Raw genomic sequence first — 25,146 nt, 5'->3', positions numbered from 1 at the left:
CTACTCACGCAGCCGTGCCGAGGGGCGCAGATGCGACCTCGACAACATGTTGAACGAAGATGCCCGGCGTCACGATGATCTCCGGATCGAGCTCGCCAAGCTCCACGATCTCGGCCACTTGCGCGATCGTGGTACGGGCGGCCATCGCCATGATCGGGCCGAAGTTGCGCGCGGTCTTGCGGTAGACGAGATTGCCCCAGCGATCGCCCTTCTGCGCCTTGATCAGCGCGAAGTCGGCGTGGATCGGCATTTCCAGTACATAGTCCTTGCCGTCGATTCGGCGCGTTTCCTTGCCCTCGGCGAGCATGGTGCCATAGCCCGTCGGCGTGAAGATTGCGCCCAGGCCAGCCCCTGCCGCATCGATGCGCGCAGCAAGGTTGCCCTGCGGCACCAGTTCCAGTTCGATCTTGCCCGCACGATAGGCAGCATCGAAGTGATGCGAGTCCGCCTGACGGGGGAAGGAGCAGACGATCTTGCGAACACGGCCCGCCTTGATCAGCGCTGCAACGCCGGTTTCGCCGTTACCGGCATTGTTGCTGATGATGGTAAGGTCACCGACGCTGCGCCCGATCAGCGCGTCGATCAGTTCGTCGGGCATGCCTGCCGTGCCGAAACCGCCGATCAGGATCGATGCCCCATCGCCGATCCCGCTAACCGCTTCCTCGATGCTGGCCTTCGTCTTGTCGATCATCATACCCTCGTCGCGGGTGCGTGGACCCGGTTTCACGAAGGGGACCGGCGGTCGATAACCGGCTCCCCGTCGCGCTTATTGCGGCCCTGTCTGCCGCTCATCTCCTGCGCAAGGTCACTCGCGCAGGGGCTTAAGCCTCACCAGTTCGCGGCGATGTACTTGACCTCGCAGAACTCCATGATTCCATGATGCGAGCCTTCGCGGCCGATGCCACTGTGCTTGGAGCCGCCGAACGGTGCGGCAGGGTCCGATACGAGGCCGCGGTTGAGGCCGATCATGCCCGATTCAAGCCGTTCGGACACGCGCAGACCGCGCGCCAGATCGCGGGTGTAGACGTAGCAGATCAGGCCGAACTCGCTGCTGTTGGCAGCGGCGATGACCTCTTCCTCTGTGTCGAAGACCGACAGCGCCGCCACCGGGCCGAAGATTTCCTCGTGCGTGATCTCGGCCTCGGGCGAGACGTTCATCAGCACGGTCGGGGCCAGGAAGTACCCTTCCTCGGTCGCAACCGTACCGCCGGTCATCACGGTCGCACCGCGATTGACCGCATCATCGACCAAGCCCTTTACGCGGTGCACAGCGTCGAGGTTGATCAGCGGGCCGCACTCGGTCTTGGGATCGTAGCCCGCGCCGACGGTCATTCCGCCCATCTTGTCCGCAAGTGCCTGCGAAAACTTCTCGGCGATGTCGCGGTGGACGAAGAAGCGGTTTGCAGCGGTACAGGCCTCGCCGCCGTTGCGCATCTTGGCGATCATCGCACCTTCGAGCGCGGCATCGAGATCGGCGTCCTCGAACACGATGAACGGCGCGTTCCCGCCCAGTTCCATCGAGCACGACAGGACATTGTCGGCCGCTGCGCGCAGCAGCACCTTGCCGACCTCGGTGGAACCCGTGAACGACAGCTTGCGCACGCGGCGGTCGCGCAGCATCGCGCCGACGACTGCGCCCGACCGCTTGGTCGTGACCATGTTGATCACGCCGGCGGGAACGCCCGCTTCGGCAAAGATGTCAGCCAGCAGGAGCGCGGTCAGCGGCGTCTCGGCAGCGGGCTTGAGAACGCAGGTGCACCCGGCAGCCAGCGCCGGCGCAATCTTGCGCGTGGCCATTGCAGCAGGGAAGTTCCACGGCGTCACCAGAACCGCCACGCCCATCGGTTGATGCTCGACGAGGATGCGATTTGCGCCTGAGGGCGCGGTGTAAAGTTCGCCATTGAGACGCACGGCTTCCTCGGCGAACCAGCGGAAGAATTCGGCGGCATAACCGACTTCGCCCTTCGCATCTGCCAGCGACTTGCCGTTCTCCATCGAGATCAGCTCGGCCAGTTCGGCCGAACGCGCCGTCATCAGCTCGAAGCAGCGGCGAAGGATTTCCGAGCGTACGCGCGGTGCGGTGGCTGCCCATGAAGGACCTGCGGCATAGGCCGCCTCGACCGCCTGCAGGCCTTCGGCTTCCGAACAGTCGGCTACCGTGGCGATGGACTTGCCGGTCGATGGGTCGAAGACGTCGAACGCCGAGCCCGAGGCAGCCTGCCGCCAGCTTCCGTTGATGTACAGGCCGGTCGGGACCGCGCTCAGGTCAAGGGTCGACGGGCGGAGGGTTCCGGTGTGCGTGTTCATCGTGCGATTGCTCCTTCGGAAGAGTTCAGGCTGGCGCGGTCGCCGCAATAGGCGGCGCGGACGAGGTCCAGCATGGATGTGGGTGTGAGTTCACGCGGGTTGTTCTTGACGAGCCGCGTCGTCCCAAGCGCGAATTCGGCGATCTGCGTGAGGTCGGCTTCCTTGACGCCGATATCGGCAAGCGATCCGGGAATGCCGATCTCGGTGAAGAGATCAGCCACCAGCTGGATCATGGCCTCTGCCTTGGCTAGCGGCGTCTGATCGCGCAGGTCGGGCGCCAGAAGATCGGCCATGGCGGTCAGTTCGGGAAGGATATGATCGCGGTTGTAGGCCATCGCGAAAGGCAGCAGGATCGCAACGCCGATGCCGTGCGCGGTGTGGGTCAGCGCGCCGACCGGATATTGGATGGCATGGGCAAGCGAGGTACCGGCGGTGCCGAACGCCATCGCGGCGCTCAACGATCCCTGCATGACCGCGATCCGCGCCTCGACGTCGTCGCCGGAACGGTAGGCCCGTGCGAGGTTGTTGCAGATCAGGCCGATGGCCGAGAGCGCATGCCGGTCGCTGAGAAAGTTCTTGCCGACGAACACATGCTCATAGGCAGTGTGCGTGCCCCATTCGCGCGGTGCAGCGGTGAAGGCCTCGATTGCATGGGCGAGGGCATCGGCACCGGACAGGGCAGTCAGCCCCGGCGGGCATGTCATCGTCAGTTCGGGATCGCACAGCGCGACCTCCGGGATCAGGTACGGGCTGGAGATGCCGACCTTCAGGACGCGCTCGGAATCGGCGACGACGGCCACGGGCGTCACTTCCGAACCGGTACCCGAAGTGGTGGGAACGGCGACGACCGGAAGCGTCGGTCCGGGGACCTTGAACTCGCCATAGTAGTCGGAAAGGCTGCCGCCATGCTTTATCAGCAGGGCTGCGAGCTTCGCTGCGTCAAGGCAGCTGCCGCCACCAATGGCGATGACTACGTCCGCGCCAAAATCAGCGCCTTGCGCTGCCGCATCGTGGATGCAACGTATTGGCAGTTCAGGCTCGACCGCGCTGAACACGTGCGCCGCAAGACCGGCGTCCTCAAGTCCCGCCAGAATCTCTGCCAGTTCCGTGCTTGTCCTCAGGCGTTCGTCGGTCACGATCAGCACACGCGATCCAAGGCTGCTCGCAATGGCGGGAAGGGCGGCGCGCTGGCCGGGCCCGAACAGGACGCTTCTGGGCGAACGCTGTACGCTGTAGATGTCCGAAGACTGCATGATCATATCTCCTTGAAATTCGTGTCTTCGGCGATCCGGAGCAATTCGGACCAGATCTCGGGCGCAACCGGGATGCCGTCGGCAAGGCGCTGTTCGCGCGTGGTCCGGGCGCGATCGCCGGGCACTCGGACGCCATCGAAGCCAGTGCTGGGCGGCAGGGCACGGATCGCGTCGAGGTAGGCGGCCATCGCGCCGCCCGCACCGTCGATGACAATGAACAAGTCGCCCTTGTTGCAGGGCTCGGTGTCGTCAAGCGTTCCGCGCACGTCGCGCCCCAGCGCCGAGCTCGTCAGGCTGGCGACCAGAAGCTCGAACGCGAGGCCGAGCGCATAGCCCTTGGCACCACCGAACGGTGAGATCGCGCCCGACTTGACCGCGACCGGATCGGTCGAAGGCTCGCCATTGGCATCGACCCCCCAGTCTCCCGGTATGGCCTGGCCGCGGTTGGCGTAGTCATGGATCTTACCCATCGAGACGATGCTGGTGGCGGTGTCCATGACAAACGGGCCGTTCTCGGTCGGCACGCCGATCGTGATCGGGTTGGTGCCGATCATTGCGGTGCCACCGCCCCACGGGTGAACAAGCGCCTCGCTGGTCGAGAAGCCGATCAGTGTCTGGCCGCGATTCGCTACGCGCTCGGCGTACCAGGCCAGCATCCCGACATGATTCGAATTCGAGACCGCTGCCAGCGCCACGCCGGTTTCCTTCGCGCGCTCTGAAATGGCGTCGATTGCGTGGCTCGCCACAACCGGGCCGAGGCCGCGTTCGCCGTCCACTTCGAGGAAGGCCGAGGCGCGCCACGTTTGGCGACCGGTTGACGCGGGGTTGGTCACGCCATTGGCGATCCGCTTGAGAATGCGCGGCGTGCGCAGGATTCCGTGCGATGCCACACCGCGCAGTTCGGCCTCGAGCAGGACGTTGGTCTGGATTTGGGCGAGGTCGGCAGGCACGCCCGAACGTCCCAAAAGGTCTTCCAGAAGGTTGCGAACCTCGCTCGCGGCAACAATTGGCATCACTCGTTTCCCTGCAAGATCACGTTCCTTGGCGACTCGACGGCAACTACCGTGCGCCGCTGGTGCGCTTTGCTGATGTTCGTTCCCGACATCCCGGCCCCTGGCGACGAATCGGCACCAGAACAGGCTCAGGATGATCTCCGGACCAATGATTCCCCGGCTCAGGCATCTCGAGAAATGCTCTCCCGAAAATCTGGCCACCGGGCCTTGTTCTCCTGGTCCTGACCGTCAATAACCCCTCGATTTGCCCGCTTTCATCGAAGAACGGGCATTCCGGCCTGCCTGATCTGGCGGGGCGATCCGGCCCCGGCCATTGCGGGCCATCTGAATCCGGAAGTTTTGCTCATGACGATTGACAACCCAAAATTTCTATCCCAGATAACGTTATCTCAACGAGACGTCTAGGCCTGAATTTGCCAATTGTGAACAGTGAACTGCTTGCAGGATAAAGTCTGGTGAAGGGATTGCGAGTTACCCAAGCTCCGAAGGATGGGTTACCCCGGCAGTAGGGTAGAGACGGATTTTATCTCGAGGATCGAGGAAGCAGAAATGAAGAAATTGTTGGAAGGCATTCGTGTAATCGACTGCGGAACCTACATTTCCGCACCGGCAGCGGCGACCATCATGGCCGACTTCGGTGCAGAAGTGATCAAGGTGGAGCAGCCCTTTACCGGTGACCCCTACCGCAACGAGCACCCCTCGCTGATGGCGCTGCACAGCGTGCGCGGCGCGCAGCCGGACAATACGCCGATTGCCGAGAAGATCAGCCCCAACTGGGTCATCGATGCTCGCAACAAGAAGAGCATCGGCCTCAACCTGAGCAAGCCGGAAGGCAAGCAGGTGCTTCGCGATCTCGTGAAGGATGCCGACGTCTTCATCACGAACTTCCCGCTCGACGTGCGCGAACGCCTGTCGATTACGCAGGAAGAGATCTGTGCGCTCAATCCGCGGCTGGTCTACGCCTCGTTCACCGGCTTTGGTGAAGTTGGTCCTGAAGCGCTCAACCGCGGCTTCGATGCGACCGTGTGGTGGGCGCGCTCGGGCCTGATGGACCTGGTGCGGACGGGTTCGAACCCGCCCACGCGCCTGCCGCCGGGCCTGGGTGATCACAACTGCTCGGTCTCGCTGTTCTCCAGCATCATGCTCGCGCTTTACAATCGCGAGAAGACAGGTGAGGGCGGCTATGTCGGCACCTCGCTGCTGATGAACGGCTACTGGTCGAATGCGCTGTCGGTCCAGGCAAGCTTCTGCGGCGAGCCGGTTTCGCGCCAGCCCGATCGCAAGGATTCGCGCATCCCGATGCGTAATGCCTATCGCTGCAGCGACGATCGCTGGCTGATTCTTTCGGTCATTCCCGATCAGCGCCGTTGGGAAAACATGCGTGAAGCGCTCGATTCGGACCTGCTGGACGATCCGCTGTTCGCCGATGTCGCGTCGCGCTCCGAGAATGCAACGCTGGTCACGGCCGCGCTCGATCGCGTTTTCGAGACGCGCACGCTCAAGGAATGGACCGAGCGCCTGCGTGCCTTCGACGTCACCTTCGGTCCCGTGGCCGAGATGCACGAAGTTGCCGAGGACGAACAGGCCAAGGCAAACGGTGTGTTCGTGCCGTTCGAAAATTCCGATCTGATGACTGTCACCAGCCCATTCTGGGTGGGTGGCTACGACAAGCCCAATCCCAAGCCAGCGCCACGCGTCGGTCAGCATACCGACGAGATCCTGGCAGGTCTTGGCTACGGCGCTGAGCAGCAGGAGGCACTGAGGGAAGCCAAGATCATCAGTTAACCTAGTGAGTCGTTACCTTCCGGTGAGGGGGCAATCGCTCTCACCGGAAGGGTCGCTGTTTCGATTGTCCCAGTTCGACGGGAAATGAGCGTTCACAGCTCATAGCTAAAGGAGAGGTATCTTGAGGGGTAAAATCATTCGCACATCCGGGATGGTGTCGGTAGCGCTTGGCGTTCTGGCGTTTTCGTCTGCGGCGTTTGCGCAGTCTGCGGGCAGCGCGGGGTCGTCTGCGGACCAGGCTGACGATTCAAGCGGTGGCATTGCAGAAATCGTTGTCACGGCACAGTTCCGTGCGCAGAACCTGCAGGACACGCCGCTGGCGATCTCGGCGGTGACCGGTGAACTGGCGGCTGCGCGCAGCCAGTTCTCGATCAACGACGTTGCCCGTTCGGCGCCGAGCGTCAACATCGAGGCCGGGACCGGCACCGGTGGTGCGTTCCCGACCGTGTTCATCCGCGGCGTCGGCCAGGCCGACCCGTTCCCGCCGCTCGATCCGGGCGTTGGCGTCTACATCGATGACGTCTACTACGGCATCCTGACCGGCGCGAACTTCGACCTGCTCGACCTCGACCGCGTCGAAGTGTTGCGCGGCCCGCAGGGCACGCTGGCCGGCAAGAACTCCGAAGGCGGCGCGATCAAGATCTTCACCAACCAGCCGACCAACGACTTCGGTGGTTACGTCGAGGCGACTTACGGTTCGTACGACCGCAAGCAGATCCGCGGCGCGATCAATGTTCCGATCGTCGAAGACAAGGTTCTCTTGCGCGTCAGCGGCATGGCCCGCCGCGTCGACGGCTTCTTCAAGCGCCTCGACTACGGCTGCGTCCATCCCGGCACGCTGCCGCTCGGCACCGGCGTTGCTGCGGTGAATGACTGCGAGATCGGCCGTGCCGGCGGTGGCGACCTGACCGCGTTCAAGGGCACGCTGACGATCCGTCCGGCCGAGGGCGTGCAGAACACCATGTCGTTCACCTCGATCACCGACAACCAGGAAGTGCCGCCGCTCAAGCTGCTGTTCCAGTCGGGTTCGTGGAACGGCGGGAACGACTTCATCACCGGTCCGAAGGAAATGTCGAACTACGCGACTTACGTCGGCAACCAGTACAGCAATGCCCCTTACCAGGGCATCAACTACAACAACCTGAAGCAGAAGGTCTATTCGAACACTCTCGATATCGACATCAGCGACAGCTTGAAGTTCAAGTCGATCACGGCCTACGTCAAGACCGACTCCTTCGGCGGTTACGACAACGACCTGTCGCCGATCAGCGTCTCGCTGCAGGACATCATCGTCAAGTCCGAGCAGTTCACCCAGGAAGTCCGGCTCTCGGGCACGGCGGGCAAGATGCTCGACTGGACCGTGGGCGGGTTCTACTTCGACAACGACATCCTGTTCCCGGGCCGCATCAACATCAACCGCGGGTTCGGTCCTGACGGCAAGCCCGGCTTCACGCTGGACTTCCTGACCAACGATCCGATCAAGTCCAGGTCGAAGTCCGGTTTTGCGCACGCTGTCGTGCACCTGACCGAGCAGTTCAACCTGACCGGTGGCATCCGCTATACCGACGACTTCAAGCGCTACACCTTCGTTCGTCTCGATCCCGATGGTTCGCCGCAGTCCACCCTGCTGGCGCCGATCAACGGCCTGTCGACCACGTTCAACGGCAAGCGCTGGGACTATCGCGTTGCGGCCGACTACCGCTTCTCGCCCGAATTCCTCGTCTATGCGCAGTTCGCAACCGGGTACAAGGGCGGTGGCGTCAGCCCGCGTCCGATCCTGCCCGGCCAGGAACTTCCCTATGACGCTGAATCGGTCAAGTCCTACGAAGCCGGCATCAAGACCGACCTGTTCGACCGTCGCCTGCGCATGAACCTGACGGGCTTCTACCAGAAGTTCGACAACATCCAGCTGCAGCTGGGCCAGTGCCCCAAGATCTCGGGTCCTGGCGCACCGTGCGCCCTGACGGCCAACGCCGGCAAGGCCCGCATCCAGGGTGCCGAAGCCGAAATCGACTTCAGCCCGGTCGACGGCTTCACGATCAACGCATCGGGCAGCATCGTCGACTTCAAGTTCACCGAGACCGATCCGGACTCCGGTGTGCTGCTGACCGACAAGGCACCGTTCATCTCGAAGTACAAGTTCTCGATCGGTGCGCAGTACGAGATCCCCGCCTTCGGCGGCACGCTCACGCCGCGCCTCGATCTTGACTACCGCTCCGAGTTCTCGGTGGGGGCTCCGGCAAATGCCCCGCAGTACAACATCACTGACGGGCGGACCCTGGTCAACGCACGCCTGACCTACAAGCCCGAAGGCAACGACTGGGAACTCTCGCTGGCAGCAACGAACCTGTTCGACAAGTTCTACTACGCCAGCAAGTACGACCACGCCTCCGAAGCACAGGGCGCAACCGCAGAAGGCCTCGTCGGACGTCCGCGCGAAGTCATGGTAAGCGTCAAGCGCTCCTTCTGAGCACCATGACACAATGAACTGACGGCATCGCATGGGATCCAATCCCCATGCGATGCCTGCGGTCCTAAACGACTGGCCCGACAAACAAGGGTCAGCAAGAATAGATGAGTTGCATGGCATCAGGGAGGGTGGGGAGTGGCTAACCGAAGGCAGTTCCTCGCAGGCAGCGTAGCAAGTTCTGCGTTGATGACATCGTTCTCCGCGCGCGCGGGAACGCTTCTGGGCAGCCCGTCCGATCCGAGGCTGTCGGCCTTCGTGTTCGACGAACGCGTCGCTCATGGGCCGGCCCTGGCCAAGCACCTCGCTTCCCATGTCGACCGGACCTTCGCCATTCGCGGCGATGTCTCCGAGCTATGGTACGATTATCTGGCTCCTGGAATTGCACGTGGTGCGCGCTCGATTGGCGGCGTTACCAATGTCGGTGCGATGTTTGTGCTGGCTCGTCTGGGACACGATGCCGGCCTGATGCTCGCACTCCACGGGAAGCATTGCTTTCCCGCTGGCGAAGGCACGGGCGAGCACACGCTGACAGCGCCCGATCTGGTCAAGACGCAATACGATGCCGCATTGTCAGGGGGGGGGCACTGGATGCCCGCGCTGCAGACCGCATTGATCGCGGTGGCTTCAACCCCATCGATCGACCGCGAGCCAGTCCTAGACGCTGTGCCGTTTGAATTGGAACGGCAGACCACCCTGCATTCCTGGCTTCTGGTGCCGCGAGGCTGACCGTCGATACCGGAGAGGATCGAAGCATGTCGATTTTGCCACCTGGAGTGAGTGCCGAACAGTTCGCAGAGGCACTGCATGCTTTCGAGACTGCCGTTGGCAAGGATTGGGTGCTCGTCACCGACTCCGACATTGCAGGCTACCGCGATCCTTGGTCGATGGTCCGCGATGAACCGGGCGAACTGCTGCCCTCCGCGGCGGTCGCACCGGCGTCTGTCGAGGAAGTGCAAGCCGTCGTTCGCATCGCCGACCAGTTCAAGATCCCGCTCTATGCCATCTCGACTGGCAAGAACTATTCCTATGGCGGCGCGGCCCCGAACGTTCGGGGCAGCGTAATCGTCGATCTCAAGCGCATGAAGCGCATCATCGAACTCGACGGCGATCGCCATTTTGCGCTGGTTGAGCCCGGTGTCACCTATTTTGATCTCTATAACGAGATCCAGGCTCGCGGCCTCAAGCTGATGATCGACAATCCCGACCCAGCTTGGGGTAGTCCGGTGGGGAACAGCCTCGAACGCGGTGTCGGATACACGATGGGTCCGTATCGCGACCATGCCAGTTCATCGACTGGCCTCGAGGTCGTGCTGGCGAACGGCGAGGTCATGCGCACTGGTATGGGCGCGCTGCCCGCGGCGAAGACCTGGCAGGAATACAAGCACGGGTGGGGACCCGATCCGGCTGGTCTGTTCTTCCAGGGCAACTTCGGCATCGTCACCAAGATCGGCGTACGGCTCATGCCGCTGCCCGAGCACTATCGCACCGGCAAGATCACTGTACCGAAGCGCGCCGACCTGCACGGGTTGATCAAGACCGTGAACTATCTCGCCGACCTTTTCATGATTGGCGAGCCGGTCTTTTCCAGCCCGCTCCACCCGCTTATGAAGGACCCGGAGTTCTTCGCCGAAGCGACGCGGCAGGGCTCGTTCGACGATGACCGTCTGAACGCCATGGCTGCTGCGGCCAACCTGCCGTTCTACCAGGTCGAACTGCAATTCTATGGTTCCGAAGGGACGACGCGCGCAAATTGGGAGTATGCCAAGGAATTGGCCCTGCGCAACGTGCCCGGTGGCAAGACGCTCGACGGGGTATCCTTTGCCATGCCGCTCACTCGCGAGCAGATCATGGAAAAGACCACGCCGTACGGTGAAAGCGCGATCCGCAGGTATGCGGCGGTGGCAACGCCGAACCTGACGACGTTCGACTTCATCGGACGGCATGCCGACAGTCCGGACGACTATGTGCACCTGCACTATGGCATGTTCACGATCGTGCCGCGCTCCGCTGAGTCCGTGTTCGAGGTGCAGCGTGCCTGGGTGGACCTGGTGCATGAAGCCAAGGCGACGCTGGTTACCGAACAAACGCCGCGTCCCAGCGTGCTGACGCTGCCGCTGCAATGGCACCAGACCTGCTTCTTCATGTGGGCCGGCTTCCCGTTGCAGACCGAGAAGCCGATGTCCGAGGCACTTGCTGACATGCTGCAGCGTGTTCTTACGGTGAACGCGAAGAATGGTTGGGGCGAGTATCGCTCGGAGCCGCTGCTGCAGGACAAGGTTGCCGAGCACTACAACTTCAACAACCATGCGCTTAGGCGTTTCAACGAGGCGTTGAAGGACGCGGTCGATCCCAATGGTATCCTTTCGCCGGGGCGCGGCGGGATATGGCCAAAGCCGTATCGCTCGCTGCGCGGAAAGGTCGGAACATGAAGGCAGCACTCCCATTCGCGCTGGTGGCTACAGTTGCACTCGCAAGTGGCAGCGTTGCGCTTTCGTCTGCCCCCCGGCGCGGTGCCGCAGCAAGCGAGACCGCGATCGTCGCACAGGGACGCGACGCGTTCGAGCGCATCTGCGCGCCATGCCATGGCAAGGGGCCGAGCGAAGGACGCGTGCCTTTGCTGACCGGGACCTATGCGCTCTCGCTCAAGTACCGGAATGGTGAGCTTCCGGCGGCCTTGGAGGATCGCAAAGACCTGACTCCGGAGCTGATAGAGTCCGTCGTGCGCTACGGCATCTTCTCGATGCCGCCGTTGCGCAAGACCGAGGTGAGCGATCAGGAACTCAGGGCGATTGCGGCCTATTTCAAGGTTTCGTCGAAGAACCCCGGCGGGCCGATCACGACGGGACCGAACAAAGTACTTGGTCGCAAGACCAACTGAACCTCACAATTTGCGAACATCTGAAGGACGGGAAGTGACCGAAAACAAATTCTGCGACGTGCGCGATGAGGGCAATATCCGCATCATCACGATCAACCGGCCCGAGGTCATGAACGCGCTTCACTGGGAGGCGCACGAAGAACTCGACCGTATCTGGAGCGATTTCGCCACGGACGATTCTGCATGGGTCGCGATCATCACCGGCGCTGGCGACCGGGCCTTCTCGGCCGGCAACGACCTCAAGGTGATGGCAGCGGGCAAATACCGCCCCAAGCCGGTCACCGGTTTTGCCGGGCTGACGCGCCGTCACGATCTGGACAAGCCGGTCATAGCGGCGGTGAATGGCATGGCCATGGGCGGCGGCTTCGAAATCGCGCTGGCGTGCGACATCATCATAGCGGCCGAACACGCGCTCTTTGCCCTGCCTGAACCGCGCGTCGGCATGATGGCGGGCGAGGGCGGCATCACGCGTCTTGGCCGGGTCATCCCGCAGAAGCAGGCACTTGGCATGATCCTGACCGGACGCCGCGTGACGGCGGCAGAGGGTGAACGTCTCGGTTTTGTCAATGAAGTGGTGCCCAAGGGCGAAGCGGTCGCCGGCGCGCTGCGCTGGGCCAGCCAGATTCTCGAAGCCTCGCCGATGGCTGTGCGCGGGTCGAAGCAGGCGTTCTATCGCAGCATGGACGAGCCCACGCTGGCAGCGGCGATCAGCACGATCTATCCGATGCAGGAGAAAAACATGGCGAGCCAGGATTACATCGAAGGGCCGCGTGCATTCTCCGAAAAGCGCAAGCCGAACTGGCAGAACAAGTAAGCGAAGCGGTCGCCTGCGCGCGACCTCCTGAACGGTAAGCCGGCCATCACCGGACCTGCAGAACCAAAGGATAACGATGTCCAAAGAAGCACTTGTCTCGCCAACCTATCTAACCGCCGAGATGGCCGAAGCAGCCGTCGAGGCGGTGGTCGAAGCGATCCTCAATCCGGCTGCGGACAGCAAGCTGGCGGGCGCCGCGAAGCTGCTGCGCCCCAAGCGCAACCAGTGTCATGTCGTGGTCGTCGTGCCCGGCACCTCGGGATCGCTCGACCATGATGGCTCGGGCGACTGGATGGAGCAGCGTCAGGTCAAGCCGCTCGTCCTGTTCGAGAAGAGCTTCTTCGGTGGTCGCGAAAAGCTTGACGCGACCTTTGGCCCGTTCGCCCGGATGAAGGCGCACCAACTCTGGTACGATCGCAACGATGACCGAACGGGCATCCTCCCACACCTGCTGTTCGAAGGTGACACTGTCTATTGGGGTGGCGTCAAGCGCTACGGCATCGTGGTGGCCTGCTCGGGTATCCAGCCCTACATCGATAAGCTGATCTCGGGCATGGTCGCCGACATGCTGGTCACCATGGCCCATGAGGCGTGGATGACGAGCCCGGAAGTGTCCGAGGCACGCCACTTCGTCGGCGGCTGAAGCACACCTGGCCGCAAGGAACGCCATGTCTACCGCAGATCCCCAAGCGCAGCCCACATGGTCGCAACTCTCGCAGGCAGATCGCGATGCCGCCTACAACAACCGTGGCGCGATTGAGGGTGCGGACGATCTGATCGCTGCACGAAAAGTCGCGTCGGCGCAGGTTCGCGCGGAGTTCCCGTGCCACTGCGACGTGGCCTATGGCGATCATCCGCGCGAATGCTGGGACATCTTCCCCGCACGCGACGCCGATGCGCCATGCCTTGTGTTCATTCATGGAGGCTACTGGCAGGGCGGGGCGCGCGACGAATTCTCGGCTTGCGTTCGCGCCGCGCTCGAAAAGGGCTGGTCGGCGGCGCTCTGCGGCTATCCGCTCGCGCCCGAGGCTTCGCTCAGCGACGTCGTCGACAGCGTGGCTCGTGCGATGGCTTGGCTTGACGCCAATCGCGAGGGTTTCGGGGCAGGCGGCCCACTGGTGCTTTCAGGGTGGTCGGCCGGGGCTCATCTGGCGGCTCTCAATGCAAGCCATCCGTCCGTCCGTGCCGTACTGTGCATCTCGGGCATCTTCGAGCTGGCTCCACTGCGCGACACTTTCCTGAACGCGAAGCTGGAGTTGACCGACGCGGAGATCGAAAGTTTTTCGCCAGTCCTTCTCGCTCCGATCGACAAACCTTTCATTGTTGCCTTCGGGGATGAGGAATTGCCGGAGATCCAGCGCCAGAGCCAGGCCTTCTTCGCGATGCGCGCGGGCGCAGAAGTTCCGGTAGAACTGCTGCCGATAACCGGTGCCAATCATCTGACGATTCTGGAGGAGTTTACCCGCACCGGCTCGGTCCTCGCCGAAGCGCCTGGCGTGGCTCTTTCACTGGCGACAACGGCGTGAATGACCAGAATTTCGAATGGCCTGAACGGCCCGGAAAGTTGTTAGCACTTGCCTCGAAGCGATTCTCCGGATAACGTTGTCTATAAGCTCTGACGCGGGCCAAGGCCTTATCGGATGAGTGGCTTTGAGGAAGTAAGGGGGAAGTTGAGCGATCCGCCAAAAATTGGGGTTTTGTTCCTGCAGAAGCCTGGGCGAACGTTTCAGATCACTGGGCATGCGGATCGATCCCCGGATTGACCTGTGCACGTTGAAATATCGGGAAAAGCAGCGCTCTCGCCTAGGAACAGGCGGGATGTCCCTGCAAATTTTTGATCTCCTGGCAGGGATCGATCCGGGTGACCCTTCGGATCTTCAGGCCGGGAGAACCAGCGAATATCCAAAAGGGAACAGTTTCTGATGGCAATCAAGATAGCCACCATCGAAGGCGACGGAATCGGGCCCGAGGTCACGCAGGCCACGATCGAAATCCTGCGCGAGGCTTGCGGGCACGACGCGCTCGATTTCGTCATGCTCGAGGGTGGCGCGGGATCCTATCGGAAGACCGGCCACGTCCTCCCGCCAGAGACTGCAGAGGCCTGCAACAGCATGGCTGCGATCCTTCATGGCGCAGCAGGCCTGCCCGAAGTCGTCTATCCCGATGGCACCGAGGTCGGCAACGATCTGCACCTGCGCCTGCGTTTCGATCTCGATCTTTATGCCAACGTCCGCCCGATCAAGCTGCTCTCGGGCGTTCGTTCGCCCTTGCGCGATGCCGAGACGACCGGCATCGACTACGTCATCGTTCGCGAGAATACCGAAGGGCTCTACGCCAGCCGCGGCGGCGGGATCGAACTGCGCAACGAAGTTGCCACCGATACCCTGCTCATCACGCGCAAGGGAACCGACCGCGTTGCCCGCTTCGCCATGGAACTCGCCCGCAAGCGCAACGGCGCGCTGCGTGATGGCAAGTCGCGCGTGACAGTGTGCGACAAAGCCAACATCCTGCGCTCCTTTGCGTTCTTCCGCCGGGTCTGCGACGAGGCCGCTGCCGATTTTCCCGACGTCGAGATGGATTATTCCTACGTCGACGCGATGACAGTCCACCTCGTCAAGCGCCCTGATTTTTACGATGTGATCGTTGCAGAGAACCTGCTTGGCGACATCATTTCCGATCTGGGCGCAGCCACGGTCGGCGGCATGGGCATCTCGCCGTCTGCCGAGATCGGACCTTCGCACGGGCTATTCCAAGGCGCACACGGCTCCGCTCCGGACATCGCCGGCCTTGGCATTGCCAGCCCCGTGGCGACGGTCTTGTCGGGTGTGATGATGCTCAAGTGGCTGGCTGATCGCGAGAACGCGCCTGCGCTCGCAGAAGCGGGTGACCGGATCGAAGCCGCGGTGATCAAGGTGCTGGCGCAGGGCAAGTCCTTGCCGCGCGACCTTGGTGGCCAGGCGGGATGCGCCGAAGTCACGAAGGCCATCTGTCTCGCGCTGAAGTGATCCGCTGCATTTCTGGAATACGCTTCCTTTGAATTTATTGAAACACCAATGGAGTTAAGGTGAAATGTCCTCAGAGAATAGCAAGCTGCAGATGAGGGGGCTCTATCCAGCCACTGTCGCCGTATACCACGAAGACTTCTCGCTCGATACCGAAGCGACCCGGAAGCACCTTGCTTCCGTGGCATCGGTTCCGGGCGTCAAGGGTCTTGTGGTTACCGGCATGCTGGCCGAAGTGATCGAACTCACCTCTGAGGAAGAGTGCGAGATCGTCCGGATCGCGTGCAGCGTCCGCAAGGAAGGGCAGCTTGTCATCGCCGGCCTGATGGAGCGCAACCCCGATCTGGCGGTCAAGCAGGCCAAGGCACTTAAGGCAGCAGGCGCCGACGCGCTCCTGGTCTTCCCGCCCTACGAACTGCGCTCCTATCGCAAGCTGCTGAGCGACGAAGCCGAGATGGTGAAGTACTTCAGCCGCCTCGACGATGAAGCCGGTATCGCGCTGATCGTGTTCCAGTATCCGCCAGCCAGCGCCGCGTCCTATCCGATCAACATCCTCGAGCGTCTGGCCGACATCCCCGGCGTCGTCGGCATCAAGGCCGCCACCGGCACGGTCGAGGCCTATTACGACATCTGGGACAAGCTGAAGGACAAGATTTCCGTGCTCGCCGCTGTGGACTCGCCGCCGCTGCGCGACATGCTGCTCTACGGTGCGCATGGCGCCCTGATCGGCATCAGCACGATCACGCCGCAGCACTGGGTCAAGCTGCTCGAAGCCACCGAAGCCAAGGATGTTGCAGCGACCGACGCGATCTTCGACAAGATCTGCCGTCCGCTGATGGGCACTGTGTTCGAGAACCAGAAGCCGACCCGCGCGACGCACGAAACCGCCGCCGTCAAGGAAACGCTCGTCCAGCTGGGCGAAATTCCTTCGGCCCGCATCCGCCCGCCCGCCGTGCCGGTCACGGAAGCCATCGCCAAGGAAATTAGCGAGATGCTGGTTTCAACCGGTCTGCTCGCGAAGTAATAGGCGGCCATCGCGGGAAGAGACCTCTTCGGCAGGCCCAAGTAACGAGCCAACTTGTTCGCCCTGGTCCCGTATCGCCACTTCGCGGCAGGTCGGGTCCGGGACGTGACAGATTTATGGAGTAATTTGAAATGACGATTAGAGTCGCAGCGACGGGCGTCGGCCACTGGCATTCGCTCTATGACGCCAAGTACCTCAACATCCTCGATGACATGCCCGACATTGAATTCGTCGGCATTCAGGACCCGAAGGTTGAGGTCGCTGAGCACCGCTCGGCCGCGCTCGGCAAGGGCACGCCCGTCTGGACCGACTATCGCAAGATGATCGACGAGACGAAGCCCGATTTCGTTCTGGCGCTTGGCCGTCATGACGACATGTCCGAGACCGCACGCTATCTCATCGAATGCGGCCTTCCGTTCATGATGGAAAAGCCGATGGGCCTTAATTCGGACCAGGTCGGCGAAGTCGCCGAACTCGCAACCGCGCGCGGTGCCTTCGCCGCCGTGCCTTTCACGCAGCGCTATCTGCCGTTCACGCAGCAGGCGCGCGAACTGCTCGGCTCCGGTGATCTCGGCACCGTTTCGCATCTCTACTTCCGCAACAACCGCCCGACCTCGGATCGCTACCTTGCGTGGGATTCGGAATGGATGTTCGATCCTGCCATGGGCGGTGGCTGCCTGCGCAACCTCGGCATTCACGGCATCGATCTGTTCCTTCACCTGACCGGCGAAGAAGTCGAAGTGATCGGCGCCCAGTCGAGCAACCGCGTCCACGGCCGTGCGGTCGAAGATTACGTCACGGTCATGGTGCGTACGCCCAGCGGCATCATGGGCACGATCGAATCCGGCAACACCTTCCCGCGCGACGGAACCGACGGAGAATGGAAGATTTCAGGCTCGAAGGTCCTGCTCGCTGCCAAGGATGGCAAGATCCGCCGCGTGACCGCCGACGGTGACGAAATGACCGACGGCAACCCGCACCAGCACCTCAGCATCACCGCGACCGAAGAAATCTTCGCCGCATGGCGCGCCGGCCAGAAGCCGCCTGCCAGCGTGGTCGATTGCTATCGCGCCAACAAGGTGGTCGACGCCGCCTTCGACATGATCAAGTCGCGTTGATCGAATATCGCCCCCGGTTTTCCGGGGGCGGCTATAGCGCTCTGCTTGCTTGAACAGGGGCCGGCATGGCCGCAACGCACTGGCAATAGCCGTGCGCGCGGCGATGTCGGCCTCGTCATTCCTCTGACGATGGAAATGGCGCAGCGCCTGCCGGTGCGACGCACAGCGTGGCGTTCAAGCGCCCTGCCGTATCAGCCGCTTGGCCGGCTTGGCGACCGTCGCACCCGGCGTCACCCGCACGGTCATGCTGACGGCATCACGGGCCTCAAGGCCCCTCAGGCGATTGTGGATGTAGTCGAGCGCCTGCCGGCCGCAATCGGCCAGCCTGACGTCGATTGTGACCAGCGGCGGATTCGACCATTCGGCAAGGCGAGAATTGCCCACGCTCACGACCGAGGCGTCGCGCGGGATTTCGCGCCCGAGTTCTCGTAGCTTCTGCAGCACGCCAAGCGCGATCGACCCCGAACCGACGACGAACCCGGTCAGATCGGGCCTGACACTAACGAGCCGTTCCACGGCTGCCGCGCCCGCACCGGGGTTGAGCGTGCTGTGGATCACCTCGTATTCGCCGCCAACCGCTTCGATCGCCTCGATCGCGCCCGAGAGGCGCAAGCTGGTGACCGGGCTTTGCGGCGGCCCTGCGATGATGCCGATCTTGCGGTGCCCGTGCTTCGTCAGTTCGCGCGCCATCATCTGCCCGACTTCGATATTGTCGACAGCAAATTCTGGAACGCCGAGGTCGCGCGGGCTGAGCGAAGTCACGATCACCCCGGACTGGACCATGCGTCCAAGCAGCGCCCTGAGCGCCTCCTTGTGCTCCTCCTGATCGAAGCCGCCGCCCGAGAGCACGAGGCCCGCCACGCGGTGTTCCCACAACTGCTGGCAGTATTTCAGCTCGAGCAGGGGATCGCGCTGCATGTTGCAGACGATGGCGAGCGTGCGGTGCGCTGCTTCGGCGTGCTGCGTGATCGCTTCGGCAATCTCGGCGTAATAGGGTTCGACCATGTCACCGATGACCAGGCCAACCATGGTGGGTGAACCGCCGCGCAAGCTGCGTGCCAGAATGTTGGGCACATAACCCAGCGCTGTGGCGACCTGTCGGACTCGTTCCGCCAGCAGCTTGTCTACTGGATAGCCTTCGTTGCGGAGCACGCGCCCTGCGGTCGCAAGCGAAACTCCGGCCTGTGCTGCGACATCTTTAAGGGTTGGGGCCTTGGTTGGCCGGTGCGACGATATCATAAGCTATAATAGTCACCGTGGCGGCCGAACTGCAAGCCGATTGGCCATTAAGGTCGCCAGGTTCGAAATGAATAGCATTGCGCCCCGCCGGCCAGAGCAGTCGCAGACATCTCGCGCGCAGAAGCTGCCACGACCATATTCCCCCTCAAACCGAACCCTGGCCTCGTCGCCATGCTATCGGCTACCCCTCTCTACGCCACCCCGTCTGTAGCGGGTGGCGCAGGACTTTCAGTTCACTTGTTTGTCTTCGAACGCGGCCGAGCGAGATAAGCACCGATCGCGGCCAGTTCGCTGTCGGATATTTCGGTCTTGCGGAAAAACGGCATGACCGAGATGCCGTTTCTGACAAAAACGGTTACAATTTCGGGCGTTAGGTCGGTACGTTCCTCCAGCAGGGCAGGGGGGTCGCCTTGGTATTTTTCCTGAAGCGCTGCGGTCCCGGGCAATTGCGTGCGTCCCTCGGCACCGACCCCCGCGCCGTGGCACGTGGCGCACCAGTACTGGTAAAGCTTGCGACCCTGCTCGACCTGGCTCACCGGCTTTGCCGCCTTCCCAGCCATGGCCGTGGCGGTGCGCGCGGATGAAACGTATGCCGCGCTCAGCGCGATGGGCGCTGCGATGGCCACAAGCCAGACCGACTTCATGCCTTCTTCTCCCGGTAGCTCTTGGGCCAGATTCCACCCCGGCCCGGCGCAAGGATGCCGTTGGGATCGACCGTGTCCTTCATTGTTTCGATGAAGCGCCGCAGGGCGTGATCGTTGAACGAATAGGTGTCGGACACCAAGCTGTGAAAGATTGCCGGAGCCCGATACTCGCCGAAGCCCGCAGCGGCCGCCGCACGGGCATAGGTCTCGTAGAGACGCCGGCTCTTCTGGTTGAGTTCGCTGTCCGAACGCGAGATCGGCAGACCCGAGATCAGGATGAAAGTGCGATACCACGAGCTAGGTGTGCTGAACGGCGAAATGGTGGGCTCCACGCCCAGATCCCACGCGGCAGCACGATAGACCTTCTGCGCCTCGAAGATCGCATCGCCCGATTTGGGGATGACCGACGAGAACCACATGAAGCCGTCACCCGGCTCGGGGCTTTCCTTCGCCCGCGCGCCGACAAAAAAGATCGAGAGATCCGGAACGCCAAGCGCCGCCTTGTGCGGGAGCGCATCGCTCTGTGCCTGTGTCAGCGGGAAGGAGTGACGGTGGAGGATCTCGAAGCGTGCGCCGGGTATGGCGGCGCTGATCTTGGCGCAGGCTGCCGCCCAGTTGGCCTCGATCGCGGCCGGAGGTCCGTAGAACTGCAGTTCGACCTGCCACGAGGCGAGATTGCGGTCCTTCGCCGTCTGGTTCAACTGGTCGTCGGTCATGCCCGGACGGCTGTTCACCGCGGCCTTGAAAGCTGCATCGCCAAACAGCGATTGCATGGGGCTGCCATAGCGCGGCTGACCGATGACGCCGGTGTGTTCCAGTGCGTTGACGATGTCGACCAGCGGAATCAGATCTTCGCGCCGGGCAACGAACGCCATGCCCGACATGTAGGCGTCGGGCATGGGCATCAGATGGAAGCCCATCTTGGTCACAATGCCGAAATTGCCCTGACTGAACAGACCATCGACGCTCGGCCCGAAGCCATGCTTGAACTCAGCCCAGGTCTTCGAGCCTGGCAACGCGCCCATGCCGGTGCGGATCAACTCGCCATTGGCCAGCACGATCTCCATCCCCGAATGACTGTCGAAGTGGTCGCGATAGCTGCCGTATGTGTAGCCGCATCCCCGATCGAGGCTGTTGCCGATCAGGCTGCCCCAGCCCGGATCAGGCGGATCGATCCACACCTTCAGTCCGCGTTCCTGAATATAATTATGCAAATCAAAGTACGAAACGCCCGGCTCGACAATCGCGAAGTGGCGCTTGTCGTCGACCTCGATGATCTTGTTCATCCGCTTGAGATCGACCACGACCGAACCCGTAACCGTCGGGGCGGAGCCGCCATAGCCTAGGTTCTTGCCGGTCGAGATCGAATAGAGCGGAATCTTGAATTCGTTGGCGATGCGCACGATCGCCTGAACTTCCTCGGCGCTTTGCGGAGCGAGCGCTGCCGAAGGCAGGCGTTCATCCTTTTCGTCCCACAGCGGCGAATAGGCATCACGATAAAGGAAGACGTCTTCCTCTGATGTGAAAACCCATTGACTGCCAATGGCTTGTGCGAACTTGGCTAGGGCCGACTTGAAATCGGCCGGCGAGACACCGGGGGGCAGGGGAAGAGGCATTCAGAGTCTCGCCATGTCGAAAGAACGGGGATCGTTGCGGCGGTGCACGGGTGCCAGCACCCAGGTCACGAGCCGTCGTGACCTGTCGGCCATTCCCGCAGCACGCCCGGTTTCGTAAGATGAAGCCGTGGCTTTCGCGCCCGCTTCGCGCGGTGCTGCTGCCAGGTGCCGCGCCATGTCCGCTACCCAGTCGGCACCGACGCGCAGATCGGGGCAGGTCAGCAGAGCATCGCATCCCGAAAGCTCGTGGCGCATGCCCGAGGGAAGAGTGCGATGTTCGGCGCTGAACACGATGCGCGCGCCGTGGTCGCGACCGAGCTGTTCAAACACCATGCGCACGGCGGGAGTTGTCAGGCCCGCAATGGGGCGTGGCCCCTGTGGCCAGAGCGTACGCAACTCGCGCTGCCACAATGCGGTGGGATCATGATCGAAGCCAAAGACCTCGTCGGCCAGTGCCTCCGCATATGTGCCAAGCCTGACGCTTTCGGGGATGGAATGATCGACGAGCAGACGATGCAGCCGGGGTTTCGCTCCAGCGCCGCGCAGATCGGCGGCTTGCGCCAGGCCTCCCAGAGGAAAGGCTCCGGAAATCAGGCTGCCCACCACAAAGCCGCGGCGATTGACCTCGAAACCGCTCATAAGCGAGCTTCTCCCTCAGCTTCGGGTTCAAGCACGAAATCATAACACAGGCTGTGCCATGGCCCATCCATGGCCCGACCATCGGGAGCAACGCCCGCCTCGTGGCCGGGAAATTCGCAGATCAGCGAATCCTTGACGCCGAACACGGCGTCGGATTCCAGATAGCTGTCGCCTTTGACGAAAAGGTGCGTCACCACCGTGGAGAAGCCCGGCGCGGTCAGCTTGAAATGGAGGTGTGCCGGACGCCATGGATGGCGGGCGGTGGCGTTCAACAGCACGCCGACCGGGCCATCATGCGGGATCGGATAGGCGGTGGGCAGCACCGACCAGAACCGCACTTTGCCCGCGTCGTCGGATGACAACGTGCCGCGCAAATGAAAGCTGCCAGCCAGATCAGGACGCTGCACGTCGTAAAATCCTTCGGAGTCCGACTGCCAGACCTCCACTTTGGCATGCTGGATGGGCAGTCCATCCGCATCGCGCACACTGACATCGACGTAGAGAGGATCGCCTCCCATTCCGCCGGCGATATCAGAACCTTGATCGAACGAAGGTGAATTCTCGATGAAGAAGGGGCCAAGCACGGTGGTGTCGGTTCCTGCGCCATCGGGTGCGTGATTTACCGCATCCACCAGCATCGAAACGCCAAGGACATCCGACAGCAGGATGAACTCCTGGCGCGTCGCGTCGCACATCTGTCCGACGCCGGTCAGAAACTCGATGCCTTGCATCCATTCGCCAAGCGAAAGCTGGGTCTCGCGTACGAAAGCATGGAGGTGCTTTGTCAGGCTCGTCATGATCTCGCGCAAGCGCGGGTCAGGCGTCTGGCTGAAACTGCCGAGCACGGCAGGAGTGATCTTCTGTTCATCGTATTGCGCCACAGATCAGTCCTCGTCCCTGTTTGCTGTCTTCTGAGCCTGTCGTCGTCGGGCTTTGCTGTTGTCAGTCCGACTGTGGAGGACGGCCAAGATAGGCGTTCTCGATCAGGGTCCGGAGACGCCCGGCATCAAGCGGCGCTGGGTTCCAGTAGGGGTTCTTGATCGCCAGCTCTACGACATGGTCGATCCCGTTCTCGGGCATGCCCAGTTCCTTGAGGCTTGTCGGCGCACCCAGCGACTTGGCAAGATCATACAGCCCACGCGGCGCATCTTCGACGCCCAGAGCGCGCGCGAGCCGCGCCATCGCATCGGGCGCGGCCGAGGCATTGTAGGCCATGGCGTGCGGCAGCACGACCGTGTGCGTCTCGGCATGAGGCAGGTCGAACGCGCCCCCAAGGGTGTGACACAGCTTGTGGTGCAGCGACATGCCCACCGAGCCGAGCGTCACGCCGCAAGCCCAGGCACCGTAAAGCGCGTTCGACCGCGCCTCCTTGTCGGTTCCATCGGCATGGAGCCGGGGCAGGGCGGCGGCGAGCGCGCGCAAGCCATCTTCCGCGATCATCCGGATGACCGGATTGCCGTCCTTGGCATACAGACCCTCGGCGGCATGGGCGATGGCGTTCATCCCCGAAGTCACCGAAAGCCCGACCGGCAGCGTCAGGGTCAGATCCACGTCGTAGATCACCACTTCGGGCAAAACTTTGAGCGTGCGTTCGGTATTCTTCACCCCGTTCGCGGTCTGCCCGATGATCGGAGTCGCCTCCGATCCCGCATAAGTCGTCGGAATCACGATCTGCGGCAGATCGGTGCGCAGCGCTATGGCCTTGCCAAGGCCGATGGTCGATCCTCCGCCGAGTGCCACGGTGCAGTCTGCGGCTACCGCCAGTGCCTCGGCAACGGCCCGTTCGGTGACATCGATCGGCGTGTGCATCGTTGCCTCGTAAAACCGGCCCACGGCCAGTTCACCGAGTTGCTCGACCAGCCGTTCAGCCGCGTCCGCCTGCTGCGGGGTCGAAAGCACGATCGCGCGCTTGCATCCCAGCGCGATCATCTCGTCGGCAACGAGCCCGAGCGTGCCGAACCCGAAGGTGACCTTGGAAGGGAGGGCCGAATAGGAGAAAGGTTCCATCAGTCAGGTTCTCGATATGATCAGGATGCAATGCCGCCGAGCGTGCGGTCCTCAAGCTGGTCAAGCGCTGACGCTCCTGCCGACTTGACGAGGCGCGGTGCCGTTTCCTTCAGCCACAGCATCAGGACGCCGCCGAGAATGAGCCCGCCAAGCGCAAGATACAGCATGGCCGGAATGCCGTAGGCCGAGATCACCACACCGGCCACGACGAGCGCCAGCCCGCCGCCGAAGATTTCGCCAGTTCCGATGATGATGCCCGCCGTCGTCGAGATGCGACCTACCGGAGCCGCCTCGGTAGCGATCGGACCGGTGATCAGCGACAGCAGGCCAAAGCTGAAGGCCGCGCTGGCAAAAAGCAGCGGGAAGAGGACCGCAACGTCAGCCCCCGCCTGCATGAACAGATAGAGCATGATAGCGCCCGCGACGAAGCCGACGATGGCTACCGGCTTGCGACCGAAATGGTCCGACACGGCAGGCAGGCCCCACTGGCCGACGAAGCCGCCGAAGCCGAGCGCCGAGGTGACAATGCCCATGTCCACCGGCGAGAGCTTGAGTACCTCGGTAAGATAGAGCGGAATATTGGCGCTGAGCACGAAAATGCCGCACATCGCGCAAAGCAGGCCGACCATGCCGAGCGGGATGTTGCGATGCTGGAACAGATCGCGGATCGGAGCGGGCTTGATCGCCTCGGCCTGCGGCATTTCAACCGGCTGGCTCACGGTCACCGGCTCACGGATCACGCGCCACAGCAGGACCGCAAGGATCAGGCCGGGAATGGCCACCAGCATGAACACCACTTCCCATTCGACATGAGCAAGCAGCTGGGTCGCGATGATCGGGCCAAAGCCCAGGCCGAACAGGGCAAAGGCGCTCTGCTGCAGGCCTTGGTTGAAGCCGCGCCGCGATGGCTTGGAGGCTTCGGCGGTAGCAGCAAAGCTGGTCGGGCAGAACGCGCCTTCGCACACGCCCATCAGGCTGCGGACAAGCAGCAGACCCGTGAAGCTAGCAACCATGCCCGACAGGCCCGACATCAGCGAAAACAGCACGATCGCGGGCAGGAGCACGGCACGACGACCGATGCGGTCGGACAGGCCCCCCATGAGAACCGCAGCGACACCCCAGGTCACGCCTAGCGCGGCAATGAGGTTGTTCATGTCCTGCGGAGTCATGCCGAGGTCGCGGATCATCGCCGGCGCGAGCGGGGCGATGATCCAACGGTCGAGGCCGACCAAGCCGAATGCGAGGGTCAACAGCGCGACCGCCTTGAACTCGTACTTCGTGTCCCAGCCCGCTATTGTGCCTGCGGCGCGCTCGCTTGCATGTGCCATATCCGCCCT

The 25,146-nt window shown here is 62.6% G+C and carries 22 protein-coding genes; 11 read left to right on the top strand and 11 right to left on the bottom strand.

Features of this window, described 5'->3' with window-relative positions; genetic code table 11:
- Positions 1–4: 4 nt before the first annotated feature.
- The 4 genes from AC2A04_RS10925 to AC2A04_RS10910 all read right to left on the bottom strand — a co-directional run bounded on the left by AC2A04_RS10925 (position 5) and on the right by AC2A04_RS10910 (position 4,573).
- Positions 5–691: a 3-oxoacid CoA-transferase subunit A gene (locus tag AC2A04_RS10925; protein ID WP_484212371.1), complete on the bottom strand. Its 687-nt coding sequence runs from the start codon at positions 689–691 to the stop codon at positions 5–7.
- A 137-nt stretch (positions 692–828) separates the two neighbouring features.
- Positions 829–2,307, bottom strand: coding sequence for an NAD-dependent succinate-semialdehyde dehydrogenase (locus AC2A04_RS10920; RefSeq protein ID WP_484212370.1), 1,479 nt, complete (start codon positions 2,305–2,307; stop codon positions 829–831).
- A complete protein-coding gene (locus tag AC2A04_RS10915) occupies positions 2,304–3,560 on the bottom strand; it encodes an iron-containing alcohol dehydrogenase (RefSeq protein ID WP_484212369.1) in 1,257 nt (418 codons plus the stop codon). The genes AC2A04_RS10920 and AC2A04_RS10915 overlap by 4 nt, the downstream gene beginning before the upstream one ends.
- Positions 3,561–3,562: 2 nt before the next feature.
- Complete coding sequence (locus AC2A04_RS10910) at positions 3,563–4,573, bottom strand: Ldh family oxidoreductase (RefSeq protein WP_484212368.1); 1,011 nt, start codon at positions 4,571–4,573, stop codon at positions 3,563–3,565.
- A gap of 549 nt (positions 4,574–5,122) precedes the next feature.
- Here AC2A04_RS10910 and AC2A04_RS10905 point away from each other — a divergent pair.
- The 11 genes from AC2A04_RS10905 (at position 5,123) to AC2A04_RS10855 (ending at position 17,664) form a co-directional block, all read left to right on the top strand.
- Positions 5,123–6,358, top strand: a complete 1,236-nt coding sequence (locus tag AC2A04_RS10905; protein ID WP_484212367.1) for a CaiB/BaiF CoA transferase family protein — start codon at positions 5,123–5,125, stop codon at positions 6,356–6,358.
- Positions 6,359–6,479: 121 nt separating this feature from the next.
- Positions 6,480–8,828 carry a TonB-dependent receptor gene (locus AC2A04_RS10900; RefSeq protein WP_484212366.1) on the top strand — a complete coding sequence of 783 codons (2,349 nt, stop codon included), beginning with the start codon at positions 6,480–6,482 and terminating at the stop codon, positions 8,826–8,828.
- A gap of 135 nt (positions 8,829–8,963) precedes the next feature.
- Positions 8,964–9,554 (top strand): hypothetical protein, encoded by a 591-nt coding sequence (locus tag AC2A04_RS10895; protein ID WP_484212365.1) that lies wholly within the window; start codon positions 8,964–8,966, stop codon positions 9,552–9,554.
- A gap of 26 nt (positions 9,555–9,580) precedes the next feature.
- Positions 9,581–11,257: an FAD-binding oxidoreductase gene (locus tag AC2A04_RS10890; RefSeq protein WP_484212364.1), complete on the top strand. Its 1,677-nt coding sequence runs from the start codon at positions 9,581–9,583 to the stop codon at positions 11,255–11,257.
- Positions 11,254–11,706, top strand: coding sequence for a c-type cytochrome (locus tag AC2A04_RS10885; RefSeq protein ID WP_484212363.1), 453 nt, complete (start codon positions 11,254–11,256; stop codon positions 11,704–11,706). Before AC2A04_RS10890 ends, AC2A04_RS10885 begins: the two co-directional genes overlap by 4 nt.
- A gap of 34 nt (positions 11,707–11,740) precedes the next feature.
- Positions 11,741–12,520, top strand: coding sequence for an enoyl-CoA hydratase-related protein (locus AC2A04_RS10880; RefSeq protein WP_484212362.1), 780 nt, complete (start codon positions 11,741–11,743; stop codon positions 12,518–12,520).
- 76 nt (positions 12,521–12,596) lie between these two features.
- Positions 12,597–13,163 carry a hypothetical protein gene (locus tag AC2A04_RS10875; RefSeq protein WP_484212361.1) on the top strand — a complete coding sequence of 189 codons (567 nt, stop codon included), beginning with the start codon at positions 12,597–12,599 and terminating at the stop codon, positions 13,161–13,163.
- A gap of 25 nt (positions 13,164–13,188) precedes the next feature.
- Entirely contained in the window at positions 13,189–14,046 is an 858-nt protein-coding gene (locus AC2A04_RS10870) for an alpha/beta hydrolase (protein ID WP_484212360.1), read from the top strand.
- A gap of 396 nt (positions 14,047–14,442) precedes the next feature.
- A complete protein-coding gene (locus AC2A04_RS10865) occupies positions 14,443–15,525 on the top strand; it encodes an isocitrate/isopropylmalate dehydrogenase family protein (RefSeq protein WP_484212359.1) in 1,083 nt (360 codons plus the stop codon).
- 64 nt (positions 15,526–15,589) lie between these two features.
- Positions 15,590–16,546: a dihydrodipicolinate synthase family protein gene (locus tag AC2A04_RS10860; protein ID WP_484212358.1), complete on the top strand. Its 957-nt coding sequence runs from the start codon at positions 15,590–15,592 to the stop codon at positions 16,544–16,546.
- A gap of 131 nt (positions 16,547–16,677) precedes the next feature.
- Positions 16,678–17,664 (top strand): Gfo/Idh/MocA family protein, encoded by a 987-nt coding sequence (locus tag AC2A04_RS10855; RefSeq protein WP_484212357.1) that lies wholly within the window; start codon positions 16,678–16,680, stop codon positions 17,662–17,664.
- A 174-nt stretch (positions 17,665–17,838) separates the two neighbouring features.
- On the opposite strand, the gene AC2A04_RS10850 is transcribed toward AC2A04_RS10855, so the two are convergent.
- The 7 genes from AC2A04_RS10850 to AC2A04_RS10820 form a co-directional block, all read right to left on the bottom strand.
- Positions 17,839–18,903 (bottom strand): LacI family DNA-binding transcriptional regulator, encoded by a 1,065-nt coding sequence (locus tag AC2A04_RS10850; RefSeq protein WP_484212356.1) that lies wholly within the window; start codon positions 18,901–18,903, stop codon positions 17,839–17,841.
- Positions 18,904–19,136: 233 nt separating this feature from the next.
- Positions 19,137–19,547, bottom strand: coding sequence for a c-type cytochrome (locus AC2A04_RS10845; protein ID WP_484212355.1), 411 nt, complete (start codon positions 19,545–19,547; stop codon positions 19,137–19,139).
- A complete protein-coding gene (locus AC2A04_RS10840; RefSeq protein ID WP_484212354.1) occupies positions 19,544–21,163 on the bottom strand; it encodes an FAD-binding oxidoreductase in 1,620 nt (539 codons plus the stop codon). The genes AC2A04_RS10845 and AC2A04_RS10840 overlap by 4 nt, the downstream gene beginning before the upstream one ends.
- The gene (locus tag AC2A04_RS10835; RefSeq protein ID WP_484212353.1) at positions 21,164–21,802 is read right to left on the bottom strand and encodes a hypothetical protein; all 639 of its coding nucleotides are present in this window, start codon (positions 21,800–21,802) and stop codon (positions 21,164–21,166) included.
- Positions 21,799–22,683, bottom strand: a complete 885-nt coding sequence (locus tag AC2A04_RS10830; protein ID WP_484212352.1) for an intradiol ring-cleavage dioxygenase — start codon at positions 22,681–22,683, stop codon at positions 21,799–21,801. The genes AC2A04_RS10835 and AC2A04_RS10830 overlap by 4 nt, the downstream gene beginning before the upstream one ends.
- Positions 22,684–22,744: 61 nt before the next feature.
- Complete coding sequence (locus AC2A04_RS10825; RefSeq protein WP_484212351.1) at positions 22,745–23,809, bottom strand: maleylacetate reductase; 1,065 nt, start codon at positions 23,807–23,809, stop codon at positions 22,745–22,747.
- 20 nt (positions 23,810–23,829) lie between these two features.
- Entirely contained in the window at positions 23,830–25,137 is a 1,308-nt protein-coding gene (locus AC2A04_RS10820; protein WP_484212350.1) for an MFS transporter, read from the bottom strand.
- Between the last annotated feature and the right edge of the window lie 9 nt (positions 25,138–25,146).

Source organism: Novosphingobium sp. HNCC26DJ243, assembly GCF_057180545.1.
This window is presented reverse-complemented; position numbering and strand designations above follow the sequence as displayed.